Raw genomic sequence first — 26,469 nt, forward strand, 5'->3', positions numbered from 1 at the left:
ACCAAGACTGGATCCATAGCTACAATCACCACAGACCCCATACCGGCATCGGCGGCAAATCACCCATCAACCGTGCTCACAACGTCAGTGGGAACAACAACTAGCGGTATGCAGCCTGTGTGCGCGGCGCAGCAGACACGCGCCAGACGGAACATGTGATCTCCCACCGGTCCGCGGCTGTCCTGTAGGGACTCCCCACTCTCGCCGGCTGGCCGCCCGAGGTCCACTTCCTCACCGAACGCACCCGCGGCGGCCGCTCAACGCCGGGTATCCGCAAGCATGCATTGGGACTCGACACGCGGGATATCGCCGTGGTGAACGGACTCCTGGTCACCAGCGTCGAACGCACGGTCGTCGACCTCGCCGCCACTCTGGATCTGAAGTCCGCGGTCGCCATGGCCGACCGGGCCATTGCGGTGGATCGCAGGGGGTGCATTCTGCCTCTGACCACCAGAGCCAGGCTGCGTGAGACCTGGGAAGGGTTGCTTCCCTTCCGCGGGCCCGTGCGGGCGCGGGCAGTGATCGACTTCTCTTCGACGCTGTCCGGTTCCCCCAACGAGTCCGGAAGCCGCGTCAACGTGGCGCTGAACGGATTTCCGGAGCCGGTGCTGCAGCATCCGTTCGTCGTCGAAGGCAAGACCGTCTTCACGGACTTCTATTGGATCGACGAGGACTCGGTGGGGGAGGCCGACGGCAAGGGCAAATACTTCGACCCCGTGATGCGAGGCGGTCGCACCACCGCCGAGGTGGTCTACGACGAGAAACGCCGTGAGGATGGCGTGCGGCGCCAGGTGCACGCGTTCACCCGGTGGGACTTCCCGGTCGGGATGAGTCAGAGCCGGCTGCGCACTAGGCTGCTGCAGTTGGGGCTGCCGATCGGGCGCCCGCGACTCCAGTTTCGGTGAGGTGCCGGTGGTGCGCGGGTGTTGCGCCGCTGCGCTGGTGGCGTGCCCCGCGCGGAGCGGCGCAGCACCCGCGCGAGGCGTGAATGGTGGCGGCGACGCGCCCGGGGCGAGAGCCGGCCGAGCCGCGGAACGACGCGGATGTGGCGACACGCCGCCCGCGACACGCCCGGGTTGCACAATGACCCAACCCTGTGGCAGACTCTTCTAGTTCAACACTTTCGACTGCCGCGCTGCACGCGGTGTCGGGATCACTGCCAGGCAGTGCATAGCTTGTGCCGTTCGCCGTAAAAGGCGCCAGGTGCACAGTTAGGCCGCGGGTAGCAGAACATAGCTCAAACCAACAGCCGGGAAAGCTGGGTAAATCCATGCCTTCCCCCACGCGCGAGTGTGGAGAAGCGGGTTGGCTCGGCATGACCGCTCCGCGGCCCTGCCGAAATTGACAGATGAACAGTGGTGCGACAGCAGCAGTGCTACTACGGCGTCCAATGCAGCCCCTCGGGATGTACGAAGCCTTGACAAGAAAGCGAGTTCGACATGGCGGGACAGAAAATCCGCATTCGACTTAAGTCGTATGACCACGAGGTCATCGACATCTCGGCGCGCAAGATCGTCGACACAGTGACCCGCGCGGGTGCGACTGTCGTCGGCCCCGTGCCGCTTCCGACCGAGAAGAACGTGGTGTGTGTCATCCGTTCCCCTCACAAGTACAAGGACAGCCGGGAGCACTTTGAAATGCGCACCCACAAGCGTCTGATCGACATCATTGACCCGACCCCGAAGGCTGTCGACTCGCTCATGCGTCTCGACCTGCCGGCCGACGTCAACATCGAGATCAAGCTCTAGGGCCCGCGATGTCTTACTCAGATACCAAGACCACCAAGGGTCTCCTCGGCAAGAAGCTCGGCATGACGCAGGTGTGGGACGAGAACAACAAGCTCGTTCCCGTCACCGTCATCGAAATCTCGCCCAACGTTGTCACCCAGATCCGCAGCAAGGACATCGACGGTTACGCTGGCGTCCAGATCGCTGCAGGGGCCATCGATCCGCGCAAGGTCAACAAGCCTTCCGCCGGACACTTCGAAAAGGCAGGCGTCACGCCTCGCCGTCACCTCACCGAGCTCCGCACTGCGGATGCCGCTGACTACACCCTGGGCCAGGAACTCACCGTTGACGGTGTGTTCGCTGCCGGTACCAAGGTTGACGTCATGGGCACCAGCAAGGGCAAGGGTTTCGCCGGTGTTATGAAGCGTCACAACTTCAAGGGTGTTTCCTCCTCTCACGGTTCGCACCGCAACCACCGCAAGCCCGGTTCCATCGGTGCTTCCTCGACCCCGAGCCGTGTCTTCAAGGGCATGCGCATGGCCGGTCGTATGGGTGGCGAGCGCGTCACCGTGCTGAACCTCAAGGTTCACGCCGTGGATGCCGAGAAGGGCCTCCTGCTGGTCAAGGGTGCCGTTCCCGGCGCCAAGGGCCGCCTCGTATTCGTCCGCAATGCAGTGAAGGGAGCCTAGTCGTATGACTACCTCACTCGATCTCATCGACGCCAAGGGTAAGAAGGCCGGCTCCGTTGAGTTGCCCGCCGAAATCTTTGACGTTCAGACCAACGTCCCGTTGATCCACCAGGTCGTCGTCGCGCAGCTCGCTGCCGCACGTCAGGGAACTCACAAGACCAAGCGTCGTGGCGAGGTTTCCGGTTCCGGCCGCAAGCCGTTCAAGCAGAAGGGAACCGGTCGCGCTCGTCAGGGCTCGATCCGCGCCCCTCAGATGACCGGTGGTGGAATCGTCCACGGACCGACCCCGCGTAACTACGAACAGCGCACCCCCAAGAAGATGATCGCGGCAGCACTGCGTGGATCCCTTTCCGACCGCGCCCGTGGTGACCGCCTGCACGTCGTGACCGCACTCTTCAGCGCCGAGACGCCCAGCACCAAGGGCGCCATCGAGCTGCTCAGCCAGATCGCCAGCAGCAAGCACGTGCTGGTCGTCCTGGAGCGCACCGACGAACTGACACTGCGCAGCATCCGCAACCTGCCGACGGTGCACGTTCTGCCGTGGGACCAGCTGAATGCCTATGACGTTCTCGTCAGCGACGACATCGTCTTCACCAAGGGCGCGTTCGACGCGTTCGTGGCGAGCAAGACCAAGAAGGAAGAGGTGTCCGCATAATGGCTACCCCGATCAACAAGGATCCCCGCGACGTCATCCTCGCTCCGGTCGTCTCTGAGAAGAGCTATGGCCTGATCGACGAAGGCAAGTACACCTTCATCGTGGACCCGCGCTCGAACAAGACCGAAATCAAGCTCGCGATCGAAAAGATCTTCAAGGTGGAGGTCGCTTCGATCAACACCATGAACCGCATCGGCAAGACGCGTCGCACGAAGTTCGGTCAGGGCAAGCGCAAGGACACCAAGCGTGCCATCGTCACGCTCAAGTCCGGTTCCATTGACATCTTCACGGCCGTCGGCTAAGCGGCGCGGACTAGAGGAATAAGAAATGGCTATTCGTAAGTTCAAGCCCACGACTCCCGGTCGTCGCGGTTCATCTGTTGCAGACTTCGCAGAGATCACCCGCTCCACGCCGGAGAAGTCCCTGCTTCGCCCCCTGTCCAAGACCGGTGGCCGTAACAACCAGGGTCGCATCACCACCCGTCACATCGGTGGTGGACACAAGCGCCAGTACCGTCTGATCGACTTCCGTCGTAACGACAAGGACGGCGTCAACGCCAAGGTTGCTCACATCGAGTACGACCCCAACCGCACGGCGCGCATCGCGCTCCTGCACTTCATGGACGGCTCCAAGCGCTACATCATCGCCCCGAACAAGCTGAACCAGGGCGACATCGTAGAGTCGGGCGCCGGTGCTGACATCAAGCCCGGCAACAACCTGCCGCTGAAGAACATCCCGACCGGTACCATCATCCACGCGGTCGAACTGCGTCCGGGCGGTGGCGCCAAGATGGCCCGCTCCGCCGGATCATCCGTTCGCCTCGTTGCGAAGGATGGCATCTACGCCCAGCTGCGCCTGCCGTCCGGAGAAATCCGCAACGTCGACGCCCGCTGCCGCGCCACGATCGGCGAGGTCGGCAACGCCGAGCAGTCGAACATCAACTGGGGCAAGGCCGGCCGGATGCGCTGGAAAGGCGTTCGCCCGACCGTTCGTGGTGTCGCCATGAACCCGGTCGACCACCCGCACGGTGGTGGTGAGGGTAAGACGTCCGGTGGACGTCACCCCGTCAGCCCTTGGGGCCAGAAAGAAGGGCGTACCCGCCACCCGAACAAGGAAAGCGACAAGCTCATCGTTCGTCGCCGTACCGTCGGCAAGAAGCGTAAGTAGGAGTAGACGATGCCACGCAGTCTCAAGAAAGGCCCGTTCGTTGACGACCACCTGCTTCGCAAGGTTGTCAAGGCGAACGAAGCCAGCAGCAAGAACGTAATCAAGACCTGGTCGCGCCGTTCGATGATCATCCCCGGCATGCTCGGGCACACCATCGCCGTGCACGACGGACGCAAGCACATCCCGGTGTTCGTCACCGAGAGCATGGTCGGGCATAAGCTCGGCGAGTTTGCGCCCACCCGCACCTTCCGTGGACACGTGAAGGACGACAAGAAGGGCCGTCGCCGCTAACGCGGGGACGTGAAGGAGGATAAGAAATGGTGGAGTCGATCGCACGCGTGCGTCACATCCGCGTTACCCCCCAGAAGGCTCGTCGCGTTGTCAACCTGATCCGCGGCAAGCAGGCCTTCGAGGCCCTGGGAATTCTGAAGTTTGCGCCGCAGGGCGCGAGCGACCCGGTGTACAAGCTGGTTGCCTCGGCAATCGCCAACGCGCGAGTCAAGGCTGATGCAGCCAACACCTTCCTCGACGAGCAGGACCTGTTCGTCAGCCAGGCGTTCGTTGACGAGGGTACGACCCTCAAGCGTTTCCAGGCCCGTGCACAGGGTCGCGCATTCCAGATCAAGAAGCGCACGAGCCACATCACGGTTGTGCTCGCCACTCCTGAGGAGGGTACGAAGTAATGGGTCAGAAAGTAAACCCCTATGGCTTCCGTCTGGGAATCACGACCGACCACGTGTCGCGTTGGTTCTCTGACAGCACGAAGCCGGGCCAGCGTTACAGCGACTTCGTCGCTGAAGACGTCAAGATCCGCCGCTTGTTGAGCACCAGTCTCGACCGCGCCGGCGTGTCCCGCATCGAGATCGAGCGCACTCGTGACCGCGTTCGCGTCGACATCCACACCGCCCGTCCGGGCATTGTGATCGGTCGCCGCGGCGCGGAGGCCGAGCGCATTCGCTCCGACCTCGAGAAGCTCACCGCCAAGCAGATCCAGCTGAACATCCTCGAGGTGAAGAACCCCGAGGTCGACGCTCAGCTGGTCGCTCAGGGCATCGCCGAGCAGCTCTCCGCTCGCGTGGCATTCCGCCGCGCGATGCGTAAGGGCCTGCAGGGTGCCCAGCGCGCCGGTGCCAAGGGTGTTCGCATCCAGGTCTCCGGTCGCCTGGGTGGCGCCGAGATGAGCCGTTCGGAGTTCTACCGCGAAGGCCGTGTGCCCCTGCACACTCTGCGCGCGAACATCGACTACGGGTTCTATGAAGCCAAGACCACCTTCGGCCGCATCGGCGTGAAGGTCTGGATCTACAAGGGCGACATCACCAACAAGGAACTCGCTCGCGAGCAGGCCAACGCTAAGTCGACCCGCCCCGAGCGTCGTGACGACCGACCGCGTCGTGCGCCCCGCGCAGAGGCAGCGGCACCGGTTGCAGCAGGAGTTGAGGCATAACCATGTTGATTCCACGCAGAGTCAAGCACCGCAAGCAGCACCACCCGGGCCGTACCGGCCACGCAACCGGTGGTACCGAGCTGTCGTTCGGTGAGTACGGCATCCAGGCCCTCACGCCCGCCTATGTGACCAACCGTCAGATCGAGTCCGCTCGTATCGCGATCACCCGTCACATGAAACGCGGCGGCAAGGTCTGGATCAACATCTACCCGGACCGCCCGCTCACCAAGAAGCCGGCCGAAACCCGCATGGGTTCCGGTAAGGGTTCCGTCGAGTGGTGGGTTGCCAACGTCAAGCCCGGTCGCGTGCTTTTCGAACTCAGCGGTGTCACTGACATCGTCGCAAAGGAAGCGCTGACCCGCGCTATCCACAAACTGCCCTTGAAGGCACGCATCATCAAGCGCGAGGAGGGCGACGCATAATGGCGATCGGATCCAAGGAGCTCGCCTCAGTCGAGCTCGACACTTTTGAAAACGAGCGGTTGTTCGATGAGCTGAAGAAAGCGAAGGAAGAACTCTTCAACCTTCGCTTCCAGTCGGCCACCGGCCAGCTCGAGAGCCACGGCCGCCTCCGCGCGGTCAAGCGCGACATCGCTCGCATCTACACGATTCTCCGTGAGCGCGAGTTGGGCATTCGTCCGACTCCCGCACCAGTCGAGGCTCCGGCCAAGGCTGAGAAGAAGACCAAGAAGGCAAAGCCTGCAGTGGAGTCCGTTGACGACTCCGCTGCGGCCGACGCCGCCCAGACGAAGGAGGCCTAGTCATGGCGAAGACTGACGAAAAGGTCGTCGCTGCCGAGGCTGAGGCTCTCGTTCGCGGCTACCGCAAGACGCTGCGTGGTTACGTGACCAGCGACAAGATGGACAAGACCATCGTTGTCGAGGTCGAAGACCGCGTGAAGCACCCCCTGTACGGCAAGGTCATCCGCCGTACGTCCAAGCTGAAGGCTCACGACGAGGCGAACATCGCCGGCGTCGGCGACCTGGTCCTGATCAGTGAGACCCGTCCGCTCAGCGCCTCCAAGCGCTGGCGCCTGGTCGAGATCCTCGAGAAGGCCAAGTAAGCCTCGCGCTTACTTGATAGAAGGGTATAAAAAGTGCTTCAGCAAGAATCACGACTCAAGGTTGCCGACAACACGGGTGCCAAGGAGCTGTTGACCATTCGCGTGCTCGGCGGCTCCGGCCGTCGCTACGCAGGCCTCGGCGACACCATCGTCGCCACGGTCAAGGACGCGATCCCGGGCGGCAACGTCAAGAAGGGCGACGTCGTCAAGGCCGTCGTCGTTCGCGTCAAAAAGCAGACCCGTCGTTCAGACGGTTCGTACATCAAGTTCGATGAGAACGCCGCAGTGATTTTGAAGAACGAAGGTGACCCCCGCGGCACCCGAATCTTCGGACCGGTCGGTCGCGAGCTTCGCGACAAGAAGTTCATGAAGATCATCTCGCTGGCACCGGAGGTTATCTAAATCATGGCCAGACTCAAAAAGGGTGACCTCGTAGAGGTCATCACCGGCCGCACCCAGGCCCGCGGCGGAGACCGTGGCAAGCAGGGCAAGGTCATTGCCATCCTGGTGGAGAAGAACAGGGTCCTCGTTGAGGGCATCAACTTCGTCACCAAGCACGTTCGCGTGGGCCAGACCCAGCGCGGCACCAAGACCGGCGGCATCGAGACCATGGAGGCGCCGATTCACGTGTCCAACGTGGCCCTCGTCGACCCGGAGACCAAGAAGCCGACTCGCGTCGGATTCCGCCTCGAAGAAGTAACGAAGGACGGCGTCACCAAGACGGTCCGCATCCGTTACGCCAAGAAGTCAGGGAAGGACCTCTGATGACCGACACTTCAGTTGCAGCAGCAGACGCGCCCGTTGAGGCCGTCCTGCCGCGTCTCAAGCAGAAGTACCGCGATGAGATCATGGCCCAGCTCAGCAAGGACCTCGGCTTCACCAACGTTCACCAGATTCCGAACCTGGTCAAGATCGTCGTGAACATGGGTGTTGGCGAGGCAGCACGCGACGGCAAGATCATGGATGGCGCCGTCTCCGACCTCACCAAGATCACCGGTCAGAAGCCGCAGGTCACCAAGGCCCGTAAGTCGATCGCGCAGTTCAAACTGCGTGAAGGACAGCCCATCGGCACGCACGTCACACTTCGTGGCGACCGCATGTGGGAGTTCCTCGACCGGCTCCTGAGCCTGGCGCTTCCGCGCATCCGCGACTTCCGTGGTCTGAGCGACAAGCAGTTCGATGGCAGCGGTAACTACACCTTCGGTCTCACCGAGCAGGTCATGTTCCACGAGATCGACCAGGACCGGATCGACCGTATCCGCGGTATGGATATCACGGTTGTGACGACGGCCAAGAACAACGAAGAAGGCCGCGCGCTGCTCAAGGCGCTGGGCTTCCCGTTCAAGACGGCCGAAAACACAAAGTAAACTAACCCTTTGGCTCTTGTAGTACAAATCCGGGGCTGGACAACCGTCCAGCCCCACCACGACCAAGGTCGTCACCCGTGTAACGGATGAACGAAACCAGGCGAGAAAGGCACCACAAATGACAATGACAGATCCGGTCGCAGACATGCTGACCAGACTGCGCAACGCTAACTCGGCGTTCCACGACACCGTGTCCATGCCGCACAGCAAGCTCAAAGCGAACATCGCAGACATTCTCAAGGCCCAGGGTTACATCTCGGCGTGGGATGTCAAGGATGCAGTGGTCGGCAAGACCCTCACGCTCAACCTCAAGTTCGGTCCGAACCGCGAGCGTTCCATCGTCGGCATCAAGCGGGTTTCCAAGCCCGGCCTGCGCGTGTACGCAAAGTCGACCGAAATCCCCACCGTTCTCGGTGGTCTCGGCGTTGCCATCCTGTCCACCTCCAGCGGTCTGCTCACCGACCGCCAGGCTGAGAAGAAGGGCGTAGGCGGAGAAGTTCTCGCCTACGTGTGGTAGCCGACAATGTCACGTATTGGAAGACTTCCCATCCCGATTCCCGCGGATGTCACGGTCGCCACTGAAGGCCAGCGCGTCAACGTCAAGGGTCCGAAGGGCGAGCTCGCGCTCACCGTCGCGAACCCCATCGAGGTCAAGATCGAGGACGGCCACGTCGTCGTCACACGCCCGAACGACGAGCGCAACTCGCGTTCGCTGCACGGTCTGACTCGCACGCTGATCGCAAACCAGATCATCGGGGTGACGGTGGGTTACACCAAGTCTCTCGAGATCGTCGGTACCGGTTACCGCGTCGCCCAGAAGGGCAGCTCGATCGAGTTCGCCCTCGGCTTCTCGCACCCGGTCCTCGTCGAGGCACCTGCCGGCATCACCCTCACCGTGGAGAGCGTCAACCGCCTCACGGTCGGTGGCATCGACAAGCAGGCTGTCGGCGAGGTCGCCGCCAACATCCGTAAGATTCGCAAGCCGGAGCCCTACAAGGGCAAGGGTGTGCGTTACGCCGGCGAGATTGTTCGCCGCAAGGCCGGAAAGAGTGGTAAATAACCATGGGTCTCGGAACTAGAGGTAAGAGCAAGGCCGCTGCCCGCGGACGCAGGCATACACGTCTTCGCAAAAAGATCGAGGGGACTGCGCTTCGTCCGCGTCTCGTCGTGACCCGTTCGGCTCGCCACGTGTTCGTGCAGGTCGTCGATGACAGCAAGGGTTTCACCCTTGCTTCGGCGTCCACGCTCGAAGACGGTCTGCGCACCTTCGATGGTGACAAGACCGCCAAGGCCCGCAAGGTCGGCGAACTCGTCGCCGAGCGTGCGAAGGCCGCCGGCATCGACGCCGTCGTATTTGACCGTGGCGGAAGCAAGTACGCAGGACGCGTTGCTGCGATCGCCGATGGAGCTCGAGAGGGTGGATTGAACCTGTGAGCACTGAAACCGCTAGCACAGCAACCAAGGGGACCGTGGTGGCCGCAGAGGCACCCGTCGAAACCGCTGCCTCAACGGCACCTGCCCAGAACGAGCCTCGTGAGGCTCGTCGTGGCGGTCGTGAGCGCAACCCGAACAAGGACCGCGGAAGCCGCGATGCCGACAAGAGCCAGTTCCTGGAGCGCGTCGTCACCATCAACCGCGTTTCCAAGGTGGTGAAGGGTGGTCGTCGCTTCAGCTTCACCGCTCTCGTCGTCGTCGGTGACGGAAACGGCCTCGTCGGCGTTGGATACGGCAAGGCCCGCGAGGTGCCGACCGCCATTTCCAAGGGCGTCGAAGAAGCGAAGAAGAACTTCTTCCGCGTTCCCCGCGTCGGTTTGACGATCCCGCACCCCGTGCAGGGTGAAGCCGCAGCCGGCGTCGTCCTGCTGCGTCCCGCCGCCGCCGGTACCGGCGTTATCGCCGGTGGCCCGGTGCGCGCCGTTCTCGAGTGCGCGGGCATCCACGATGTCCTCAGCAAGTCGCTCGGTTCGTCGAACACCATCAACATCGTTCACGCCACGGTCGAGGCCCTGCACCAGCTCGAAGAGCCGCGTGCAGTTGCGGCTCGTCGTGGCCTCGCGTACGAAGACGTCGCTCCGGCGCGCTTCCTGCGTGCCGACGCCGCCGCAGCAGCAGCTGCAGCGGCAGCAAAGGCAGGTGCCTGATGGCTCGCCTCAAAGTGACACAGATCAAGTCCAAAATTAGTGAGAAGCAGAACCAGCGCGACACGCTTCGCAGCCTGGGTCTCAAGCGCATTGGCGCAGTCACGATTCGCGAGGACAACTCGCAGAACCGTGGTTACGTCAACACCGTTGCTCACCTCGTAAAGGTCGAGGAGATTGACTAATGGCTGACGAGAAGGAAGCTGCCACGGCAGCCGCCAAGCCCGCCACTGCACAGAAGGCAGCCCCCAAGAAGGCTGCCTCCGCCAAGGTCGCAGTGAAGGCTGCTCCGACCGAGAAGCGCGAGCAGGTTCTGAAGGTTCACCACCTTCGCCCCGCCCCAGGAGCCAAGAAGTCGCGCATGCGTGTCGGTCGTGGTGAAGGATCCAAGGGTAAGACCGCCGGCCGTGGAACCAAGGGTACGAAGGCGCGCTACAACGTGCGCATCGGGTTCGAGGGTGGCCAGATGCCGCTGCACATGCGTACTCCGAAGCTGCGCGGGTTCAAGAACCCGTTCCGCGTCGAGTACCAGGTCGTCAACCTCGAGAAGCTCGCCGAGCTTTACCCGAACGGCGGCGATGTGACCATCGCCGACCTGGTCGCCAAGGGTGCCGTTCGCGACAACGAGAAGGTCAAGGTTCTCGGCAATGGTGACATTGCGGTTAAGCTGAACATTGCAGTGGATAAGGTCTCCGGCTCAGCAGAGCAGAAGATCGTCGCTGCGGGTGGCTCAATCAAGTAAGTCCGTAGACGCTGAGCGAGCTTGTCGAGGCCACCAATCGAAATCTTTCGATGCTGGTCTCGACAAGCTCGTTTTTCACGTTATTAACTGGAGGCATTGTGTTCAGCGCCATCGCGCGGATATTCCGCACACCCGACCTGCGCAGGAAAATCGGGTTCAGCCTGGGTATCGTTGCCCTGTTCCGACTGGGCTCGTTCATCCCTGCCCCCTTCGTCGACTTCGGAAACGTTCAATCGTGTCTGGCGGCGAACCAGGACGCCAGCGGCCTCTATGAGCTCGTCAACCTCTTCAGCGGCGGCGCCCTGCTGCAACTGTCGGTCTTCGCGCTCGGCATCATGCCGTACATCACGGCCTCGATCATCGTGCAGCTCCTGCGCGTGGTCATCCCACATTTTGAGACACTGCACAAGGAAGGCGCGTCCGGACAGGGCACGCTCACCCAGTACACTCGGTACCTCACCATCGCCCTCGCGATCCTTCAGTCGACGACGCTGATCACGGTGGCCCGCAGCGGAGCGCTCTACGGCACTTCCGCCAGCGCCGAGTGCTCGCAGCTGCTCACCAACGACGCCTGGTACGCCATCATGCTCATGGTCATCACCATGACCGCCGGCACCGGCCTGATCATGTGGATGGGTGAGCTCATCACCGAGCGCGGCATCGGCAACGGCATGTCACTGTTGATCTTCACCTCGATCGCAGCCCTCTTTCCGGGATCGCTCGCCTCCATCGGGCAGCAGAAGGGCCTCGACATCCTGATGATCGTGATCGCGGTCGGTCTGGTCGTGGTCGCCGCCGTGGTCTTCGTCGAGCAGTCCCAGCGTCGCATCCCGGTGCAGTACGCCAAACGGATGGTCGGACGCCGCACCTACGGCGGGAACAACACGTATATCCCGATCAAGGTGAACATGGCCGGCGTCGTGCCCGTCATTTTCGCGTCGTCACTGCTGTACCTTCCGGCCCTGATCGCGCAGTTCAACCAGCCGGCGGCCGGACAGGCGCCGGCAGCGTGGGTCACCTGGGTCACCAACAACCTCACGCAGGGCAACGATCCGCTCTACATGGCGCTGTACTTCCTCCTCATCGTCGGATTCACCTACTTCTATGTCGCGATCACCTTCAACCCCGAAGAGGTCGCCGACAACATGAAGAAGTACGGCGGATTCATCCCGGGCATACGTGCCGGTCGTCCGACCGCCGAGTACCTGGACTTCGTTCTCACCCGGGTGACGCTGCCCGGTGCCCTGTACCTGGGCCTGATCGCCCTGCTGCCGCTGATCGCGTTCTCCGCGATCGGAGCCGACCAGAACTTCCCGTTCGGTGGCGCCAGCATCCTGATCGTGGTCGGTGTCGGACTCGAGACGGTCAAACAGATCGACGCACAACTCCAGCAGCGCCACTACGAAGGGCTTCTCCGATGACCCGTTTGCTGCTGATCGGCCCGCCCGGCGCGGGCAAGGGAACTCAGGCCGAGCGCCTGTCCGAGGCCTTCGACGTTCCGGCCATCTCCACCGGTGACATCTTCCGCTTCAACGTGAAGAACGACACCGAGCTGGGTCTTCAAGTCAAGGCGTTCATGGATGCCGGTGCGTACGTGCCTGATTCCCTCACCAACGCGATCGTGTCCGATAGGTTGCAGCAGCCCGACGCCACCAAGGGATTCCTGCTGGACGGCTACCCGCGCACGCAGGAGCAGGTTCTGGAACTGGACCGGTTGCTGGAGGCCGACGGTGACGCACTCGACGCCGTCGTGCTGATCGTGGCCGACACCGAAGAGGTCGTCGCCCGACTCCTCAAGCGTGCCGCCGAGCAGGGGCGTGCGGACGACACCGCTGACGTCATCCGGCACCGCCTCTCCGTCTACGAGGAGCAGACATCTCCTCTGATCGACGTTTACTCCTCCCGCGGTCTCGTGGTCACGGTCGACGGCCTCGGCGCCGTCGACGAGGTGACCGGGCGCATCCTTGCGGCACTGACCGGGCGCGGACTCTCCGTGCCCGTCACCAGCGTGCCCGTCACCAGCGTGCCCGTCACCAGCGTGCCCGTCACCAGCGGAGACGCAGCCAGCGCCTCCTAACCCGGTCGTGCACGCCCAGCGTGCGCGTCCTCAGCAGTTTGCAGAGATCTTCACCATGAGCCTTCGACGATCCATCTACAAGTCGCCGGCGCAGATGCGGTTGATGATCGTGCCCGGACTGGCCACGGCCGCATCCCTGGATGCGGCCCGGGCGGCCATCCGGGTCGGTGCGACCACCCTCGAGCTCGACGCGGCCGCCGAGGCGGCCATCGTGGCTCGGGGCGGCCTGCCGAACTTCAAGCTGGAGCAGGGCTACCACCACACGGTCTGCGCGTCCGTCAACGAGGATGTCGTGCACGGCATCCCGGGGGCTCGCGTGCTCGCCGCCGGCGACATCGTGTCGATCGACAGCGGTGCCATCATCGACGGCTGGAACGGCGACGCGGCCTTCTCCTTCGTGATTCCGGACCCGGCCCGGCCCGAGGTCGTCGCCGAGCGCGAGAAACTGTCGCACGTCACGGAGCAGTCGCTGTGGCACGGGATCGCCCGGCTCGCGGTGGCGCGTCACCTCAACGAGGTCGGCGATGCCATCGAGGACTACGTCGAGTCTCAGGGGGACTACGGAATCCTCACCGACTATGTCGGTCACGGCATCGGCCGGTCCATGCACGAGGCCCCGCCCGTGTTCAACTATCGCGTGCGCCAGAAGGGTCCGGACGTGAAGCCCGGTCTCGTGATCGCGATCGAGCCCATGGTCGTCATGGGATCCATCGAGACGTTCGTGCGCGACGACGACTGGACCGTCGCCACCAGAGACGGCCTGGCCGCCGCGCACTGGGAGCACAGCGTGGCCGTGCACAAGGACGGCATCTGGGTGCTCACCGCCGCCGACGGCGGCGCTGCGGGGCTGGCCCCGCTCGGCATCACGCCCGTTCCGCTCCCGTAGCCGCACACGGCCCGAACCAGCCGCACTCGGAACGTCGGATCTCACCGCACTGCGTGGACGCCGTTCCGCACGCGAAACGTCGTGCCCGATGCCAAACCAATTCGACGGAGATTTTGGGTCAAACACCCGTTTTCGTGCCCGAAAGCGGTGTTTTGGGCAGAATCTCCGTCGAATTCGTTCGGGGCGAGTTGATCCCGGGCCCCGGACTTGAACGAGACGGCGGTTGCAGCGCGCATCCACCCCGCGCCGCGGTCAACTTCTCGCCTGTCCGAGAAATGGACCTATCGCCACTCACCCGCCACCCGCGATCGCTCCTCACCCGCGGTAATCGGGACCCGCTCGCGGAGCCGCACACGGCCCGAACCAGCCGCGCTCGGGGGAGGGGATCTGGTCTCTCCGGGACTCCGGAGGCGGGAGGATGGAGGAGAGGGCAAACCGTCCGTCGCGGCTCAGGGAAAGAGCGATTCCATGAAGATTCTCATCGTCTGCGGTGCTGGCGCCTCCAGTGCCTTTGTTGCGCATAGGGTTCGGCACACCGCCGCGGCCCGCGGTCTGGATGTCCACGTCTTCGCGGGGAGCGAATCGGATCTGCCGGCCTCCCTCGGCGCGGTCGACGTGCTTCTGGTGGGTCCCCACCTGGCACCCCGGTTTGAGAAGATCCGCCTTCAGGCCGTGCACGCCGGGGTCGGCATCGCCCTGCTGGAGGAGACCGTCTTCGCCTCGCAGAACGGCGACGAAGCGCTCGATGCCGCGATCTATGCGTACAAGACGCGTGACTGGGCTGAAACGAAGAAGTAGCCCGACCGGTGGCCTACTGGTCCATCAGGTGCACGAGCTCGTCGATGAAGGATGCGAAGTCCACCGACCGCTTGACCAGCCGCTGCACGTCGGCCCGGTCTGAGAAGACCTCCACGAACTGGTCGAAGACGGTTTGGAAGCTCTTGCGCCCGGCGGCGCTGAAAGCGACCATCGCCACCACGTTGACGCGGTTCTCGCCCCACGCCATGGGCGTGTCGTTGATCACGACGGCGATCGAGGTACGGATTGCCGTCATCGACATCGAGTGCGGCACCGCCACGTTGTCCGTGAACGCCGTCGACGACATGAGCTCGCGCTCGATCGCGCCGTCGATGTAGCTCTCGTCGATATCGCCGTGTGCGATCATCCGTTCGCCGAGAGCGCGGATCATCGCGGTCTCGTCAGCGGCGTGGAAGTTGTGCGCGAACAGAGACTCGTCGAAGAACTGCAGCAGCTCGTCCTTGAGATCGGCGCGACGGCGAAGACGACGGATGCGGCTGGCGGCCTTCCGCACGCGGTCGATGTCGGCCTCGGTCAGGAACGGCTGGATCACGATGACGGCCTCGGCCGGCGACTGCGGTTCGATGGTGGAGAGCACGAGTTTCGCGTCCAGGGCCTTCCAGTCGACGTCGCTGCGGGTGACCACCGACACAACTTCGAGCTCGTCACCGAGGACCCGCTCGATCCGTTCGCGCAGCAGCACGTGCATGTCGTAATAGTTCGGGCAGATCAGAGCGCACGTGACCAGGTCCTCGCGCCGGGACTGCTGCTGAAGGTGGGCACCGACGTGCATCGCGATGTACGCGATCTCATCGTCGTTGATCACGATCTGCTCCTGCCGCTGCAACTGGCTGGCGATGTAGACGGCGACCTCATAGATCATCGGGTAGGACGTCTTGATCGACCGGGTGAGCGGGTTGTGCGAGTACGAGCGGTCTGTCGCCCGGTTGATCAGGTTGCGCACGTGCAGCGTGAGCCTCACGATGAAGTTCTCCTCCGCGAGGTCCAGCAGGAACTCGTCCCCGGCCTGGCCGACGATCCGGCGCACGGCGTCGAGATCTTCGGGGCGGACGAAGCTCTCGATCAGAACCTGCGCCGGCTGGTCCTGCCCGGGTGTGATCACCCGGGTCTTGAGCAGGAGTGCGATGTAGCCGAGGTCACCGGCACCCAGTTCGACGTGGAAGTGGCGCACGATCAGCCCGGAGAGGGCAAGGGTCATCGCGTCGGGGGAGCCGACGGATGCCGCGGTCTCGGCCACCACGGGGGAGGTGCGCCTCGTGACCCGGTCGATGGCGATGGCGACATGGAGTAGAACGTCGTTGGTGCCGTACTCGTTGACGAAATACCCCTGCGAGTCGAGCATCGCGATCAGATCCGTCTTGAACTCTCCGAGGCTCTCGGAGGCGAACTCGCGCTGGATCGCCTCGAGTTCGAGCAGACCGCGCGAACTCTCCTCGCGGAACAGCCGGCTGAGCAGCCTCCGCCGGTCGGTCTCGGAGCCGGCGAGCGTGACCACGCTGCCGTGGCGGGTGAGCGTGAGCCCGGTGGCGGGCAGTAGCTGCCGCACCTTGGTCAGGTCGGAGTCGATCGTGGAGTCACTGACGAACAGCTCGGCGGACAGAGCGTAGACGTCGAGCCCCTCGTGGGACTCCGTGAGCCGGCGCACCAAAGTGTAAAGGCGATCCGTCGGGGTCTCGGCTTCGTCCGAGTGAATGCGCCCCCTGGCGCGGAACATGGCGAACGCCTCGAGGTCCAGCCGGTACCCGGCCGGCCCCGACTCGATGATCTCGAGCGGCCCGGCGGCCAGTTTCAGGTTCGTGACGTAGCTGCGCACGGTCCGGGGCGTGACGCCCAGGAGGTCGGCAAGCTCGCCGGCGGTAACCCAGGCCGGTGTCTGCGACAGAAAATCCAGCATCCGTGTCTGTTTGTCGCTCATCGCATGAAACTCCCAAGTAAAAAGCAAGTCTCCCACGCCGCTCCCGGCCGGATCTCTGCCACGAGATTTCCGGGGGTGCGGAAAAGTCTCTGGTGGCCCCGCACGACCACCTTGGTCAGACTTGAATAAGTCGCAACGTGACGGGGCAACTCCTCATCGCATCCCTACGAAAGGCAGAGAAATGACGACGACGTCAGCTACCAAGACCAAGAGCGGAGGAACCCGTGTGCACGTTCAGCGCTTCGGAACCTTCCTCAGCGGAATGGTCATGCCCAACATCCCTGCATTCATCGCGTGGGGATTGATCACCGCATTTTTCATTCCGACCGGTTGGACCCCGAACGCGACCTTGGAAACGCTCGTCGGACCGATGATCGTGTACTTGCTGCCGCTCCTGATCGCCAACACCGGTGGCCGGATGGTCTACGGAACGCGTGGTGCGGTCATCGCCTCGATCGCGACCATGGGTGTCATCGTGGGCAGCGAGATCCCGATGTTCATCGGCGCCATGATCGTCGGCCCGGGATCCGCGTACCTCCTGAAGAAGCTTGACAGCCTCTGGGCCGGCAAGATCAAGCCCGGGTTCGAGATGCTGGTCGACAACTTCGCGTCCGGCATCCTCGGCATGATCCTCGCGCTGGGTGCGTTCTTCGGAATCGCCCCGCTCGTGACCGGGATCAGCAATTTCCTCGAGATGATCGTCGACTGGCTCGTCTCCAACAGCCTGCTGCCCATCGCCAGCATCTTCATCGAGCCCGGCAAGATCCTGTTCCTCAACAACGCCATCAACCATGGCGTGCTCACGCCGATCGGTGTGCAGCAGGTTGCTGAAAACGGCCAGTCGGTGCTGTTCCTGCTCGAGGCGAACCCCGGCCCCGGCTTGGGCATCCTGCTCGCCTTCTCCTTCTTCGGAGTCGGCATCGCACGGGCCAGCGCACCGGGCGCCATCATCATCCACTTCTTCGGCGGCATCCACGAGATCTACTTCCCGTACGTGCTGATGAAGCCGGCACTGCTCCTCGCCGCAGTCGGCGGCGGCATGACCGGTGTCGCCATCAACGTGGCCTTCGCAACCGGCCTGCGCGCCCCAGCCTCACCCGGCAGCATCATCGCTATCCTGATCCAGACCGCCCCGGGCAGCTACGTCGGCGTCATCCTCTCCGTCATCGGCGCCGCCACGGTGTCATTCCTGATCGCAGCCGTCATCCTCCGTGCCAGCCGCAAGCGCGACCTGACCGCCGGCGATACCGGTGACATGGCCGAGGCCATCGCCAAGACCGAAGCAAACAAGGGCAAGGCCAGCACCATCCTCGGCGGCCTCGGAGCCTCCGGAACTTCGGCCACCACCGCTCGCCGTGTGAAGAACATCATCTTCGCGTGCGACGCCGGAATGGGCTCCAGCGCCATGGGCGCTTCGGTGCTGCGCAACAAGATCAAGAAGGCCGGTCTCGACGGCATCACCGTGACCAACCAGGCGATCGCGAACCTCGACGGCACGGCCGACCTGGTCATCACGCACCAGGACCTGACCGCCCGGGCCCAGTCGAAGTCTCCTGACTCGACGCATGTCTCGGTCGAGAATTTCATGAACAGCCCGAAATACGATGACGTCGTCGCCCTGATTCAGGGCCAGGCGGCCGAGGAGGTAGCGCGATGACCGACCGCATTCTGGAACTGGGCAACGTCGTGGCCGCGGGGTCGGCCACCACGAAGTTCGACGCAATCCGTGAGGCCGGCGCCCTGCTCGTCACCGCAGGCGCCGTGCGCGAAGACTACGTCGACTCGATGTTCGACCGCGAAGCCAGCGTGTCGACCTACATGGGAAATTTCCTGGCGATCCCGCACGGGACCAACGACGCCAAGGAGTCGATCGTCCGGTCGGCCCTGTCGCTCGTGCGTTACGCCGAACCGATCGATTGGAACGGCCAGCAGGTGCGTTTCGCCGTCGGGATCGCGGGGCTCAACAATGAGCACCTCGAAATCCTGCAGAAGATCGCGATCGTCTTCTCGGACGAGGACGAAGTGCAGAAATTGATTGACGCCGTCACAGCAGAGGACATCTTCATGCTCCTCGAGGAGGTAAACGCAGAATGAAGGCCATTCACTTCGGTGCAGGGAACATCGGCCGCGGATTTGTCGGCCTCCTGCTTCACGATGCCGGATACGAGGTTGTCTTCGCCGATGTGAATGTCTCCCTGATCGACGCTTTGCAGGCTGCCGGCAGCTACGCCGTGCACGAGGCAGGGGAAGTGTCGACCCCCCGCGTGGTCGACACTTTCCGGGCCATCAACAGCGCCACGGATGAGGCCGCACTGATCGACGAGATCGCGACGGCCGATATCGTCACCACCGCGGTCGGCCCCACCGTCCTCCGCTTCGTGGCACCGGTCATCGCGGCCGGACTGGGGCGGCGGTCGGCCGAGTTGCCGCCCCTGGCCGTGATGGCGTGCGAGAACGCCATCAACGCCACGGATGTCCTCGCCGAACAGATCTGGGCCAACGTGCCGGAGCCGGAGCGAGCGGCTGTGGCCGAGCGCGTCGTCTTCGCCAACACGGCAGTCGACCGCATCGTGCCCGGCCAGGCCGAGGACGACGGCATCGACGTAACCGTCGAGGCCTTCTACGAGTGGGTCATCGAGCAGGGCGCCTTCAACGGCGCCGTGCCGGTCATCCCGGGTGCGACTTTCGTCGACAATCTCGCGCCCTACATCGAGCGCAAGCTGTTCACGGTGAATACCGGACACGCGACCGTCGCCTACCTCGGCGGTGTCGCCGGGGCTTCCAAGATCTCCGACGCGCTCCTGGTGCCGGCGGTGCTGGACGGCGTCCGAGCGGTGCTCGAGGAAACCTCGACCCTGCTCGTGGCCAAGCACGGCCTCGACGTGGACGCCCAGCGCGCCTACCGGGAGAAGATCCTGGTGCGCTTCGCCAACCCGTCCCTGCCCGACACGGTAGAGCGCGTCGGCCGCCAGCCGCTGCGCAAGCTCAGCCGCCACGAACGGTTCATCGGCCCTGCCGCCGAGATCGCCGAACACGGCACCCGCCCGGTCGCGCTGCTCGCAGCCGTCGAAGCCGCACTCCGGTTCGACGTCGCCGACGATGAGCAGAGCGCCCTGCTGCAACGGATGCTGCGCGCCGAGACGGCCGAATCGTTCACCGCGTCGGTGTGCGGCCTGGACGCCGCGCATCCGCTGTTCGCCGACGTGGTCCTGGTCGTGGCCGCGGTGCAGAAGGCCCTCTGAGCGGAGAATCCCGCGAGGGATTATAGGGAAGAATTGCCAAAAGGCAACTCCGTACCATAGAGTTAATCCTTGGTGTCTTGTGCGCACGTATGCGGCGTATCAGTGCACCACAATCCACGCACGACCAGCAATCAATACCCTAGCGATAGTGAGTTATGGCCAAAAAAGACGGTGTCATCGAAATCGAGGGCGCGGTAGTCGAAGCTCTTCCCAACGCGATGTTTCGCGTCGAGTTGAGCAACGGCCACAAAGTTCTTGCCCACATTTCAGGCAAGATGCGTCAGCACTACATCCGTATCCTCCCGGAGGATCGTGTGATCGTGGAGCTGAGCCCGTACGACCTGACTCGCGGCCGGATCGTTTACCGCTACAAGTAGAGAGTGCTGTAAGTAACGGCCCGAGGCGTTCCTGGGGTACGAAGACAGCGAATACAAGGACACACCATGAAGGTCAAGCCCAGCGTCAAGAAGATCTGCGACAAGTGCAAGGTCATCCGCCGTAATGGCAACGTGATGGTCATCTGCGAGAACCCTCGTCACAAGCAGCGTCAGGGCTGATCTCGACAGGCTCGATCACGGTCGAGTCGGTCGAGATGCAACTGAATACAGAAAATAGCAGTGCCGGGAACCCTTCGGGGGGACACCATCGGTTGGAGGCCGATGAACAGGCACTGTCACAGACCTCCACTCATATACAGGAGAAGCCACAATGGCACGTCTAGCCGGCGTTGATATTCCCCGCGATAAGCGCGTGGAAGTTGCACTGACTTACATCTTTGGTGTTGGCCGCACGAGGGCACTCAAGACCCTCGCCGACACTGAAATCGATGGAAACATCCGAGTCAAGGACCTGAGTGACGAGCAGCTCGTCGCACTCCGTGACTACATCGAAGGAACCTTCAAGGTTGAGGGTGACCTCCGCCGTGAGGTTGCCGCTGACATCCGCCGCAAGGTCGAGATCGGCAGCTACGAGGGCATCCGCCACCGCAAGGGCCTGCCCGTTCGTGGCCAGCGCACCAAGACCAACGCTCGCACCCGCAAGGGCCCGAAGCGCACCGTAGCCGGCAAGAAGAAGGCGCGCTAGGCCTCGGCCTGGCCCGTCTCGCCTTTAGGATTCAGGAGAAATTCATGGCAGCACCAAAGTCGGCCGTTCGGAAGCCGCGCAAGAAAGAAAAGAAGAACGTCGCTGTGGGCCAGGCCCACATCAAGAGCACCTTCAACAACACCATCGTCTCGATCACTGACACCACCGGTGCGGTCATCAGCTGGGCGTCCTCGGGTGGAGTCGGCTTCAAGGGTTCGCGCAAGTCGACCCCGTTCGCCGCGCAGCTGGCTGCCGAGTCGGCTGCCCGCCAGGCGCAGGAGCACGGCATGAAGAAGGTTGACGTCTTCGTCAAAGGTCCGGGATCGGGCCGCGAGACCGCGATCCGTTCGCTCCAGGCCGCCGGCCTCGAGGTCGGTTCGATCAACGACGTCACCCCCCAGGCGCACAACGGATGCCGTCCGCCCAAGCGTCGTCGCGTCTAACCAACCGGCATCTCGCCATCGGCCGGGCCCGTCACAAGACGGGCCCGGCTGTGGCGGGTCGTGGGGCATCACCCCTCCCTCGTTCGACGATGTGCTCGATTGTCGGGCTTGTCGAGAGACACACAACTCAAAACCTCGCCACGCAAGTGTCATATAGCGGACACTTAGCCGAAAGGAATCAACAGTGCTTATTGCACAGCGCCCCACGCTCACCGAAGAGAACATCTCGGAGTTCCGATCCAGGTTCGTCATCGAACCTCTTGAGCCTGGTTTCGGTTACACCCTCGGCAACTCGATGCGCCGCACCCTCCTGTCATCGATCCCCGGAGCCGCTGTCACCAGCATCCGGATCGACGGTGTGCTGCACGAGTTCAGCACCGTTCCCGGTGTCAAGGAAGACGTCACCGAGATCATCCTCAACATCAAGGGCCTCGTCATCTCCAGCGAGCACGACGAGCCCATCACCGCGTACCTGCGCAAGCAGGGTGCCGGCCAGGTCACGGCCGCCGACATCTCGGCTCCGGCCGGTGTCGAGGTGCACAACCCCGAGCTGGTCATCGCCACGCTGAACGACAAGGCCAAGTTCGAACTCGAACTGACCATCGAACGCGGCCGCGGCTACGTGTCGGCCACCCAGAACCGCAACGAGTACTCTGAGGCCGGCCAGATTCCGGTCGACTCGATCTACTCGCCCGTGCTCAAGGTGACCTACCGCGTCGAGGCAACTCGTGCCGGTGAGCGCACCGACTTCGACCGCCTCGTCGTTGACGTGGAGACCAAGTCGGCGATTTCGCCTCGCGACGCCATCGCATCCGCCGGTCGTACGCTGACCGAGTTGTTCGGTCTGGCCCGTGAGCTGAACACCGCCGCCGAGGGCATCGAAATCGGCCCCGCGCCGGTCGATGCCGTGCTGTCGACCGAGCTGTCGATTCCGATCGAAGACCTCGATCTGTCGGTTCGCTCGTACAACTGCCTCAAGCGCGAGGGCATCAACAACATCAGCGAACTGGTCGCCCTCTCGGAGACCCAGCTGATGAACATCCGCAACTTCGGACAGAAGTCGGTGGATGAGGTCAAGGACAAGCTCGTTGAGCTCGGCCTGTCCCTGAAGGACTCGGTGCCCGGATTCGACGGCGCCCACTTCTACAGCGGCTACGACGAAGAAACCATCTAAAGCAGTCGTTCAGACTGACTTTCGACTTTGATACTGGAGATAACCAATGCCTACGCCCACTAAGGGAGCCCGCCTCGGAGGCGGACCGGCCCACGAGCGCCTCATGCTCGCCAACCTGGCCGCATCCCTATTCACCCACAAGTCCATCAAGACGACCGAGACGCGCGCCAAGCGCCTGCGTCCGGTCGCCGAGCGACTGATCACCTTCGCAAAGAAGGGTGACCTGCACGCCCGTCGTCGCGTGCTCGCCACCATCGGCGACAAGACCGTCGTGCACGAGCTCTTCACCGAGATCGCACCTCAGGTTGCCCTTCGTGAGGGCGGTTACACCCGCATTACGAAGCTCGGCTTCCGCAAGGGCGACAACGCTTCGATGGTGCAGATGGAGCTCGTTCTCGAGCCCGTCACCCCGAAGGTCAAGCGCTCCTCCGCCAAGGCTGCTTCCAAGCCCGCCGCGGCAGCGCCCGTTGCCGAGGCTCCGGCCGAGGTCGTCGTCCAGGATGCTGACGTCGTCGAAGATGATGTCGCTGCCGCTGAGGAATCCAAGTAAGCACCCTGCGCTGTATCGGCTCAACTGAATCGCTGTGTTGAATTGAGAGGGGCCCGACTTCGGTCGGGCCCCTCTCTTTGTGCCCCGGCGACGGGCTAGCGCCCTCGCGGGGCCCCGGCTACGATATTGGCCATGGAACGCCTGACCGGAACCCAGAATCAGGACCCGCGTCGGCGTGCAGCCCTGCCGCCCGACGCGCCGGGGCCCGCCCACCCTGAGATCGCCCGGTGGCGTCCGGCAACGGTGTCGGACGCCGACGACCTGTGGCAGTTCACCCGAGCGGTCGGCAAGGCGGACCATCCGTACCACCTGACGACGCGGGAGGGAATCGAGCGGGACTTCGGTCTGTCGTACTTCCATCCGGAGCGGGATTCCCTGATCGGGTTCGCCGCCGACGGCACCCTCGTGGCGATGGGGATGGTGATGGGGCCGCCGCGCGAGACGCTGGCCCGCGCGATCCTGGTCGGTGGGGTGCACCCCGACTACCGCGGACGCGGAATCGGCCGCGAGCTGCTCGCGTGGCAGCTGGGCCGGGCCGAGCAGCAGCTCGCCACCGACGATCCCTCGGTTCCACGCTGGATCCTCGCCTACACCGACGAGACCGCGTACCGCAGCACCCGTCTGTTCCGGCGCCTCGGCATGGAATGCGCCCGGTACTTCCAGTCCCTCGAGCGGCGCCTCGACGAGCCGATCCCCGAGATCGACCTTCCGGTTGACATCCGCGTCATCCGGTTTACCTCGGAGCTCTCTGCGGCCGTTCACGAAGCGCGCGACTCGTCGTTCCGGGATCACTGGGCCAGCCAACCGATGAGCGACGATGCTTGGGACTCCTTCGTGACGAGTCGCAAATTCCGCCCCGACCTCTCATACCTGGCCCTCGCGGCCGGCCCCGACGGCACCCCGAAGGTCGTGGGCTTCACCCTGGCCACGGTCAACGAGGACGACTGGCTGAACCAGGGCTACACCGGCAGCCACGTCGACCTCGTCGGCGTCATCGACGGATGGCGGGGCAAACACATCGCGCGGACCCTGCTCGGCACGCATCTGCATGCCGCACGCACCGAGGGTCTGGCCCGGGCGACCCTGGTCGTCGACTCCGAAAGTCCGACCGGCGCGCTGAACCTGTACCTCGGCATGGGTTTCACGCCCACCACCCGCAGTCTCGCCTTCACCATTGAGGTCTAGTCCCACCCGGGATCCGCACCCGCCGACCCGCCGACCCGGCCTTGGTCACGGCAGCAGCGGCGGCTGGAAAGAGGGTGACCCGGCAGGGTCGGGCAGGCGATACGCCTCGAGGCCCGGCTGCGGCGGCGGCTCGGCCAGCCGCTCCAGAGCGGCCCGGATGACGTCGGCATAGATCCGACCGCCGGCCGGACCGGGATGGATGTTGTCGTTTGCGAGCACATCCGTGTGCGAGGCGATCGCCGTGCTCCAATCGGCCAGCTCGACCGTGCGGTGCCGGGCCGCGTACTCGGCCAGGCTGGCGTTGACCCCGGCCGTCCAGTCACGTTCGGCGAAGGCAGTGACCAGGATCAGCTCCCGGTCCGGGCCGATCACCGCGCGGATGGCCGCCAGCTGACTCGAACGGATCGGCCCGTTGGTGCCGAGGCCCACGACGACCACCGGCCGGAGCGTGCCGGCCTCGGCTTGGGTGGCCAGGATGTCGGGGGCAGCCCCCATGCCCCGTGAGACGGTGGCATCGATCGCGATCCCCGGGAAGCCGGCCTGCAGCTCGGGGGCCGAGGCGAGCATCACCGAGTCGCCCACGGCCGTGATCAGGTCCCCGGGCGCCGCGCGTTCAATGGCGCTGACGGCCGGCCGGGACGCGCGCCGTGCGTTCTGCACGGCCTGCCGCTGCGCAGCATCCAGTGCCTTCTGGCCGCGTTCGATCTCGCTCTGGGCGCTCGTCTGGGCGGGAGCGGTGAGCAGCGCCGCGGTCGTGCCGGTCGCCAGAAACAGCGCGGCGGCGCCGAACAGGCCGAACCAGACGAGCCTGCCGGGCATGCGGATCGTGCGCGCGCCGCTCGTGCTCTGCCGCAGGCGACGGATGCTGCCGCGCACCCCCTTCGTGCGCACGGGAAGTTCCAGCCAGCGGTACGATCCACCGGCCGCCAGCAGCGTCAGCGCGCCCGCCAGCACCCCGACTCCGATGCTCGTCAGCACGGTCGGCGACGCGGCGGCCGCCGGCCACGCCCCCTGGGCGAGCACGAGCACCGGCCAGTGCCACAGATAGATGCCGTAGGAGCGTTCACCCAGGTAGCGCAGCGGCGCGGTGTCCAGCGCCTGGCCGAAGCCTGGCCCGCGCACGGCCGCCCAGATCACGACCGCGGTCAGCAGGCTCACCAGCATCAGTCCGCCTCGATAGGTCGCCAGGCCGGTGTCGGGCAGGGCGAACGCCGCCGCCAGAACCCCGGCCAGGGCGAGCCGACCCAGCCACGGCCGCCAGCGGTCGCGCAGGGCGGCGAGGCGGGGTGCCGTGCCGCCCGGAAGGCCCGAACGGCGCAGCAGCAGCGCGAGCGCGGCACCGGTGAAGAGCCCGAAGCTGTGCGTGTCCGAGCCGTAGTACACCCGGGTGGGGTCGGCGGGGTCGTACAGTAGCCCCATCCAGACGGCAGAGGCCAAGGCCAGGCCGGCGACGAGTGCCAGGCGAAGCCGGCCGCTCCTCACCAGCAGCAGGCCGAGGAGAGCGAACGGCCAGACCAGGTAGAACTGCTCCTCCACCGCCAGCGACCACAGGTTGCGGAACAGTTCCGGCGCCGTGGCGCTGAAGTAACTCGCCGACCCGGCGATCGACACCCAGTTGTAGCCGAAGGTGATCGCGCCGAGCAGCTGCCAGCCGAGGCCCACCAGCACGTCGCCGCCGATCAGCCAGGCGGCAGTGCACAGGATCAGCACCAGCGGGACCAGTGGCGGCACCAGGCGCAGCGCCCGCCGTTTCCAGAATCGACCGAGCGCGATCCGCGAGGTTTCGTCCCGTTCGGTGATGAGGAGGCCCGTGATCAGGAACCCGCTGATCACGAAGAAGACGTCGACCCCGATGAATCCGCCGGGAAGGACCGCGGGGAAGAAGTGGAACACCACGACCAGAACGACGGCGATGCCACGCAGGCCGTCGAGACCGGCCAGGCGTTTGGTGGGCACGTTCACGGAGTCCGGATGAGCGTCAGAGGGCGGGGGCGGCAGATTTTCATGACAGGTGGGGACCGAAGTCCGGGTTCTACGATAACCCGGACCGGACCGTACACTTACCCCCGTGATTCTTCCCCCGGCGCCCGACGAGACCCAAGCA

General features: G+C 64.3%; 38 protein-coding genes. 36 read left to right on the plus strand and 2 right to left on the minus strand.

The window, feature by feature from the left end:
• From E3T40_RS04710 to E3T40_RS04835, 26 genes are all read left to right on the plus strand, one after another.
• Nucleotides 1–104 (plus strand): integrase core domain-containing protein (locus tag E3T40_RS04710; RefSeq protein ID WP_134542808.1); only part of this gene is annotated, 104 nt, incomplete at its 5' end.
• A 207-nt stretch (nucleotides 105–311) separates the two neighbouring features.
• On the plus strand, nucleotides 312–905 hold the full coding sequence (locus E3T40_RS04715; RefSeq protein WP_134542809.1) for a hypothetical protein: 594 nt from the start codon (nucleotides 312–314) through the stop codon (nucleotides 903–905).
• Between the two features lie 534 nt (nucleotides 906–1,439).
• Nucleotides 1,440–1,748 (plus strand): 30S ribosomal protein S10, encoded by a 309-nt coding sequence (gene rpsJ, locus E3T40_RS04720; RefSeq protein WP_035834607.1) that lies wholly within the window; start codon nucleotides 1,440–1,442, stop codon nucleotides 1,746–1,748.
• A gap of 8 nt (nucleotides 1,749–1,756) precedes the next feature.
• Entirely contained in the window at nucleotides 1,757–2,416 is a 660-nt protein-coding gene (rplC, locus tag E3T40_RS04725; RefSeq protein ID WP_104100970.1) for a 50S ribosomal protein L3, read from the plus strand.
• A 4-nt stretch (nucleotides 2,417–2,420) separates the two neighbouring features.
• On the plus strand, nucleotides 2,421–3,071 hold the full coding sequence (gene rplD, locus E3T40_RS04730) for a 50S ribosomal protein L4 (protein WP_104100969.1): 651 nt from the start codon (nucleotides 2,421–2,423) through the stop codon (nucleotides 3,069–3,071).
• The gene (gene rplW, locus E3T40_RS04735; protein ID WP_104171757.1) at nucleotides 3,071–3,373 is read left to right on the plus strand and encodes a 50S ribosomal protein L23; all 303 of its coding nucleotides are present in this window, start codon (nucleotides 3,071–3,073) and stop codon (nucleotides 3,371–3,373) included. The genes rplD and rplW overlap by 1 nt, the downstream gene beginning before the upstream one ends.
• Nucleotides 3,374–3,398: 25 nt before the next feature.
• A complete protein-coding gene (gene rplB, locus E3T40_RS04740) occupies nucleotides 3,399–4,238 on the plus strand; it encodes a 50S ribosomal protein L2 (protein ID WP_104100967.1) in 840 nt (279 codons plus the stop codon).
• 9 nt (nucleotides 4,239–4,247) lie between these two features.
• Nucleotides 4,248–4,529, plus strand: a complete 282-nt coding sequence (gene rpsS, locus E3T40_RS04745; RefSeq protein WP_104100966.1) for a 30S ribosomal protein S19 — start codon at nucleotides 4,248–4,250, stop codon at nucleotides 4,527–4,529.
• Nucleotides 4,530–4,555: 26 nt separating this feature from the next.
• Nucleotides 4,556–4,921: a 50S ribosomal protein L22 gene (gene rplV / locus E3T40_RS04750; RefSeq protein WP_104100965.1), complete on the plus strand. Its 366-nt coding sequence runs from the start codon at nucleotides 4,556–4,558 to the stop codon at nucleotides 4,919–4,921.
• Complete coding sequence (gene rpsC, locus E3T40_RS04755) at nucleotides 4,921–5,682, plus strand: 30S ribosomal protein S3 (RefSeq protein WP_104100964.1); 762 nt, start codon at nucleotides 4,921–4,923, stop codon at nucleotides 5,680–5,682. Before rplV ends, rpsC begins: the two co-directional genes overlap by 1 nt.
• Nucleotides 5,683–5,684: 2 nt before the next feature.
• Nucleotides 5,685–6,104, plus strand: a complete 420-nt coding sequence (rplP, locus tag E3T40_RS04760) for a 50S ribosomal protein L16 (protein WP_104100963.1) — start codon at nucleotides 5,685–5,687, stop codon at nucleotides 6,102–6,104.
• Nucleotides 6,104–6,442, plus strand: coding sequence for a 50S ribosomal protein L29 (rpmC, locus tag E3T40_RS04765; RefSeq protein WP_104171758.1), 339 nt, complete (start codon nucleotides 6,104–6,106; stop codon nucleotides 6,440–6,442). The genes rplP and rpmC overlap by 1 nt, the downstream gene beginning before the upstream one ends.
• A gap of 2 nt (nucleotides 6,443–6,444) precedes the next feature.
• The gene (gene rpsQ / locus E3T40_RS04770) at nucleotides 6,445–6,744 is read left to right on the plus strand and encodes a 30S ribosomal protein S17 (protein ID WP_104100961.1); all 300 of its coding nucleotides are present in this window, start codon (nucleotides 6,445–6,447) and stop codon (nucleotides 6,742–6,744) included.
• Nucleotides 6,745–6,777: 33 nt separating this feature from the next.
• Entirely contained in the window at nucleotides 6,778–7,146 is a 369-nt protein-coding gene (rplN, locus tag E3T40_RS04775; RefSeq protein ID WP_104100960.1) for a 50S ribosomal protein L14, read from the plus strand.
• A gap of 3 nt (nucleotides 7,147–7,149) precedes the next feature.
• Nucleotides 7,150–7,509 (plus strand): 50S ribosomal protein L24, encoded by a 360-nt coding sequence (gene rplX / locus E3T40_RS04780; RefSeq protein WP_104171759.1) that lies wholly within the window; start codon nucleotides 7,150–7,152, stop codon nucleotides 7,507–7,509.
• A complete protein-coding gene (gene rplE / locus E3T40_RS04785) occupies nucleotides 7,509–8,111 on the plus strand; it encodes a 50S ribosomal protein L5 (RefSeq protein ID WP_134542810.1) in 603 nt (200 codons plus the stop codon). Before rplX ends, rplE begins: the two co-directional genes overlap by 1 nt.
• Before the next feature lie 118 nt (nucleotides 8,112–8,229).
• The gene (gene rpsH, locus E3T40_RS04790; protein WP_104100957.1) at nucleotides 8,230–8,628 is read left to right on the plus strand and encodes a 30S ribosomal protein S8; all 399 of its coding nucleotides are present in this window, start codon (nucleotides 8,230–8,232) and stop codon (nucleotides 8,626–8,628) included.
• A 6-nt stretch (nucleotides 8,629–8,634) separates the two neighbouring features.
• Entirely contained in the window at nucleotides 8,635–9,171 is a 537-nt protein-coding gene (gene rplF, locus E3T40_RS04795; protein WP_104100956.1) for a 50S ribosomal protein L6, read from the plus strand.
• Between the two features lie 2 nt (nucleotides 9,172–9,173).
• Complete coding sequence (rplR, locus tag E3T40_RS04800) at nucleotides 9,174–9,545, plus strand: 50S ribosomal protein L18 (protein WP_104171761.1); 372 nt, start codon at nucleotides 9,174–9,176, stop codon at nucleotides 9,543–9,545.
• 35 nt (nucleotides 9,546–9,580) lie between these two features.
• A complete protein-coding gene (rpsE, locus tag E3T40_RS04805) occupies nucleotides 9,581–10,252 on the plus strand; it encodes a 30S ribosomal protein S5 (RefSeq protein WP_104101028.1) in 672 nt (223 codons plus the stop codon).
• A complete protein-coding gene (gene rpmD, locus E3T40_RS04810; protein WP_174235710.1) occupies nucleotides 10,252–10,434 on the plus strand; it encodes a 50S ribosomal protein L30 in 183 nt (60 codons plus the stop codon). The genes rpsE and rpmD overlap by 1 nt, the downstream gene beginning before the upstream one ends.
• Nucleotides 10,434–10,991, plus strand: a complete 558-nt coding sequence (gene rplO / locus E3T40_RS04815) for a 50S ribosomal protein L15 (protein WP_104100954.1) — start codon at nucleotides 10,434–10,436, stop codon at nucleotides 10,989–10,991. Before rpmD ends, rplO begins: the two co-directional genes overlap by 1 nt.
• A gap of 98 nt (nucleotides 10,992–11,089) precedes the next feature.
• Nucleotides 11,090–12,412 carry a preprotein translocase subunit SecY gene (secY, locus tag E3T40_RS04820; RefSeq protein ID WP_104171762.1) on the plus strand — a complete coding sequence of 441 codons (1,323 nt, stop codon included), beginning with the start codon at nucleotides 11,090–11,092 and terminating at the stop codon, nucleotides 12,410–12,412.
• Nucleotides 12,409–13,068, plus strand: coding sequence for an adenylate kinase (locus E3T40_RS04825; RefSeq protein WP_134542811.1), 660 nt, complete (start codon nucleotides 12,409–12,411; stop codon nucleotides 13,066–13,068). The genes secY and E3T40_RS04825 overlap by 4 nt, the downstream gene beginning before the upstream one ends.
• Nucleotides 13,069–13,123: 55 nt before the next feature.
• Nucleotides 13,124–13,954 (plus strand): type I methionyl aminopeptidase, encoded by an 831-nt coding sequence (map, locus tag E3T40_RS04830; RefSeq protein WP_104195087.1) that lies wholly within the window; start codon nucleotides 13,124–13,126, stop codon nucleotides 13,952–13,954.
• A gap of 468 nt (nucleotides 13,955–14,422) precedes the next feature.
• Complete coding sequence (locus E3T40_RS04835; RefSeq protein ID WP_104194965.1) at nucleotides 14,423–14,752, plus strand: PTS sugar transporter subunit IIB; 330 nt, start codon at nucleotides 14,423–14,425, stop codon at nucleotides 14,750–14,752.
• A 13-nt stretch (nucleotides 14,753–14,765) separates the two neighbouring features.
• On the opposite strand, the gene E3T40_RS04840 is transcribed toward E3T40_RS04835, so the two are convergent.
• Nucleotides 14,766–16,688 carry a transcription antiterminator gene (locus E3T40_RS04840; RefSeq protein ID WP_104194964.1) on the minus strand — a complete coding sequence of 641 codons (1,923 nt, stop codon included), beginning with the start codon at nucleotides 16,686–16,688 and terminating at the stop codon, nucleotides 14,766–14,768.
• A 181-nt stretch (nucleotides 16,689–16,869) separates the two neighbouring features.
• Between E3T40_RS04840 and E3T40_RS04845 the strand changes: the two genes are divergently transcribed.
• The 10 genes from E3T40_RS04845 to E3T40_RS04890 all read left to right on the plus strand — a co-directional run bounded on the left by E3T40_RS04845 (nucleotide 16,870) and on the right by E3T40_RS04890 (nucleotide 24,365).
• Nucleotides 16,870–18,345: a PTS mannitol transporter subunit IICB gene (locus E3T40_RS04845; protein ID WP_104171766.1), complete on the plus strand. Its 1,476-nt coding sequence runs from the start codon at nucleotides 16,870–16,872 to the stop codon at nucleotides 18,343–18,345.
• A complete protein-coding gene (locus tag E3T40_RS04850) occupies nucleotides 18,342–18,782 on the plus strand; it encodes a PTS sugar transporter subunit IIA (RefSeq protein WP_104194963.1) in 441 nt (146 codons plus the stop codon). The genes E3T40_RS04845 and E3T40_RS04850 overlap by 4 nt, the downstream gene beginning before the upstream one ends.
• Nucleotides 18,779–19,930, plus strand: coding sequence for a mannitol-1-phosphate 5-dehydrogenase (locus E3T40_RS04855; protein WP_134542812.1), 1,152 nt, complete (start codon nucleotides 18,779–18,781; stop codon nucleotides 19,928–19,930). Before E3T40_RS04850 ends, E3T40_RS04855 begins: the two co-directional genes overlap by 4 nt.
• Nucleotides 19,931–20,085: 155 nt before the next feature.
• Nucleotides 20,086–20,307: a translation initiation factor IF-1 gene (gene infA / locus E3T40_RS04860; protein ID WP_055965022.1), complete on the plus strand. Its 222-nt coding sequence runs from the start codon at nucleotides 20,086–20,088 to the stop codon at nucleotides 20,305–20,307.
• Between the two features lie 66 nt (nucleotides 20,308–20,373).
• A complete protein-coding gene (gene rpmJ, locus E3T40_RS04865) occupies nucleotides 20,374–20,487 on the plus strand; it encodes a 50S ribosomal protein L36 (protein WP_035834639.1) in 114 nt (37 codons plus the stop codon).
• 151 nt (nucleotides 20,488–20,638) lie between these two features.
• Nucleotides 20,639–21,013, plus strand: a complete 375-nt coding sequence (rpsM, locus tag E3T40_RS04870; RefSeq protein ID WP_104100946.1) for a 30S ribosomal protein S13 — start codon at nucleotides 20,639–20,641, stop codon at nucleotides 21,011–21,013.
• 44 nt (nucleotides 21,014–21,057) lie between these two features.
• Complete coding sequence (gene rpsK, locus E3T40_RS04875; RefSeq protein ID WP_022883249.1) at nucleotides 21,058–21,456, plus strand: 30S ribosomal protein S11; 399 nt, start codon at nucleotides 21,058–21,060, stop codon at nucleotides 21,454–21,456.
• 184 nt (nucleotides 21,457–21,640) lie between these two features.
• Nucleotides 21,641–22,630: a DNA-directed RNA polymerase subunit alpha gene (locus E3T40_RS04880; RefSeq protein ID WP_104171769.1), complete on the plus strand. Its 990-nt coding sequence runs from the start codon at nucleotides 21,641–21,643 to the stop codon at nucleotides 22,628–22,630.
• 46 nt (nucleotides 22,631–22,676) lie between these two features.
• Nucleotides 22,677–23,180: a 50S ribosomal protein L17 gene (gene rplQ, locus E3T40_RS04885; RefSeq protein WP_134542813.1), complete on the plus strand. Its 504-nt coding sequence runs from the start codon at nucleotides 22,677–22,679 to the stop codon at nucleotides 23,178–23,180.
• Nucleotides 23,181–23,312: 132 nt separating this feature from the next.
• Nucleotides 23,313–24,365, plus strand: a complete 1,053-nt coding sequence (locus E3T40_RS04890) for a GNAT family N-acetyltransferase (protein WP_134542814.1) — start codon at nucleotides 23,313–23,315, stop codon at nucleotides 24,363–24,365.
• Nucleotides 24,366–24,410: 45 nt separating this feature from the next.
• Here the strand turns inward: E3T40_RS04890 and E3T40_RS04895 are convergent, their stop codons facing one another.
• A complete protein-coding gene (locus E3T40_RS04895; protein ID WP_233194146.1) occupies nucleotides 24,411–26,327 on the minus strand; it encodes an acyltransferase family protein in 1,917 nt (638 codons plus the stop codon).
• Between the last annotated feature and the right edge of the window lie 142 nt (nucleotides 26,328–26,469).

The sequence above is a fragment of the Cryobacterium sp. TMT1-19 genome (assembly GCF_004403055.1).
GTDB classification, from domain to species: Bacteria; Actinomycetota; Actinomycetes; order Actinomycetales; family Microbacteriaceae; genus Cryobacterium; species Cryobacterium sandaracinum.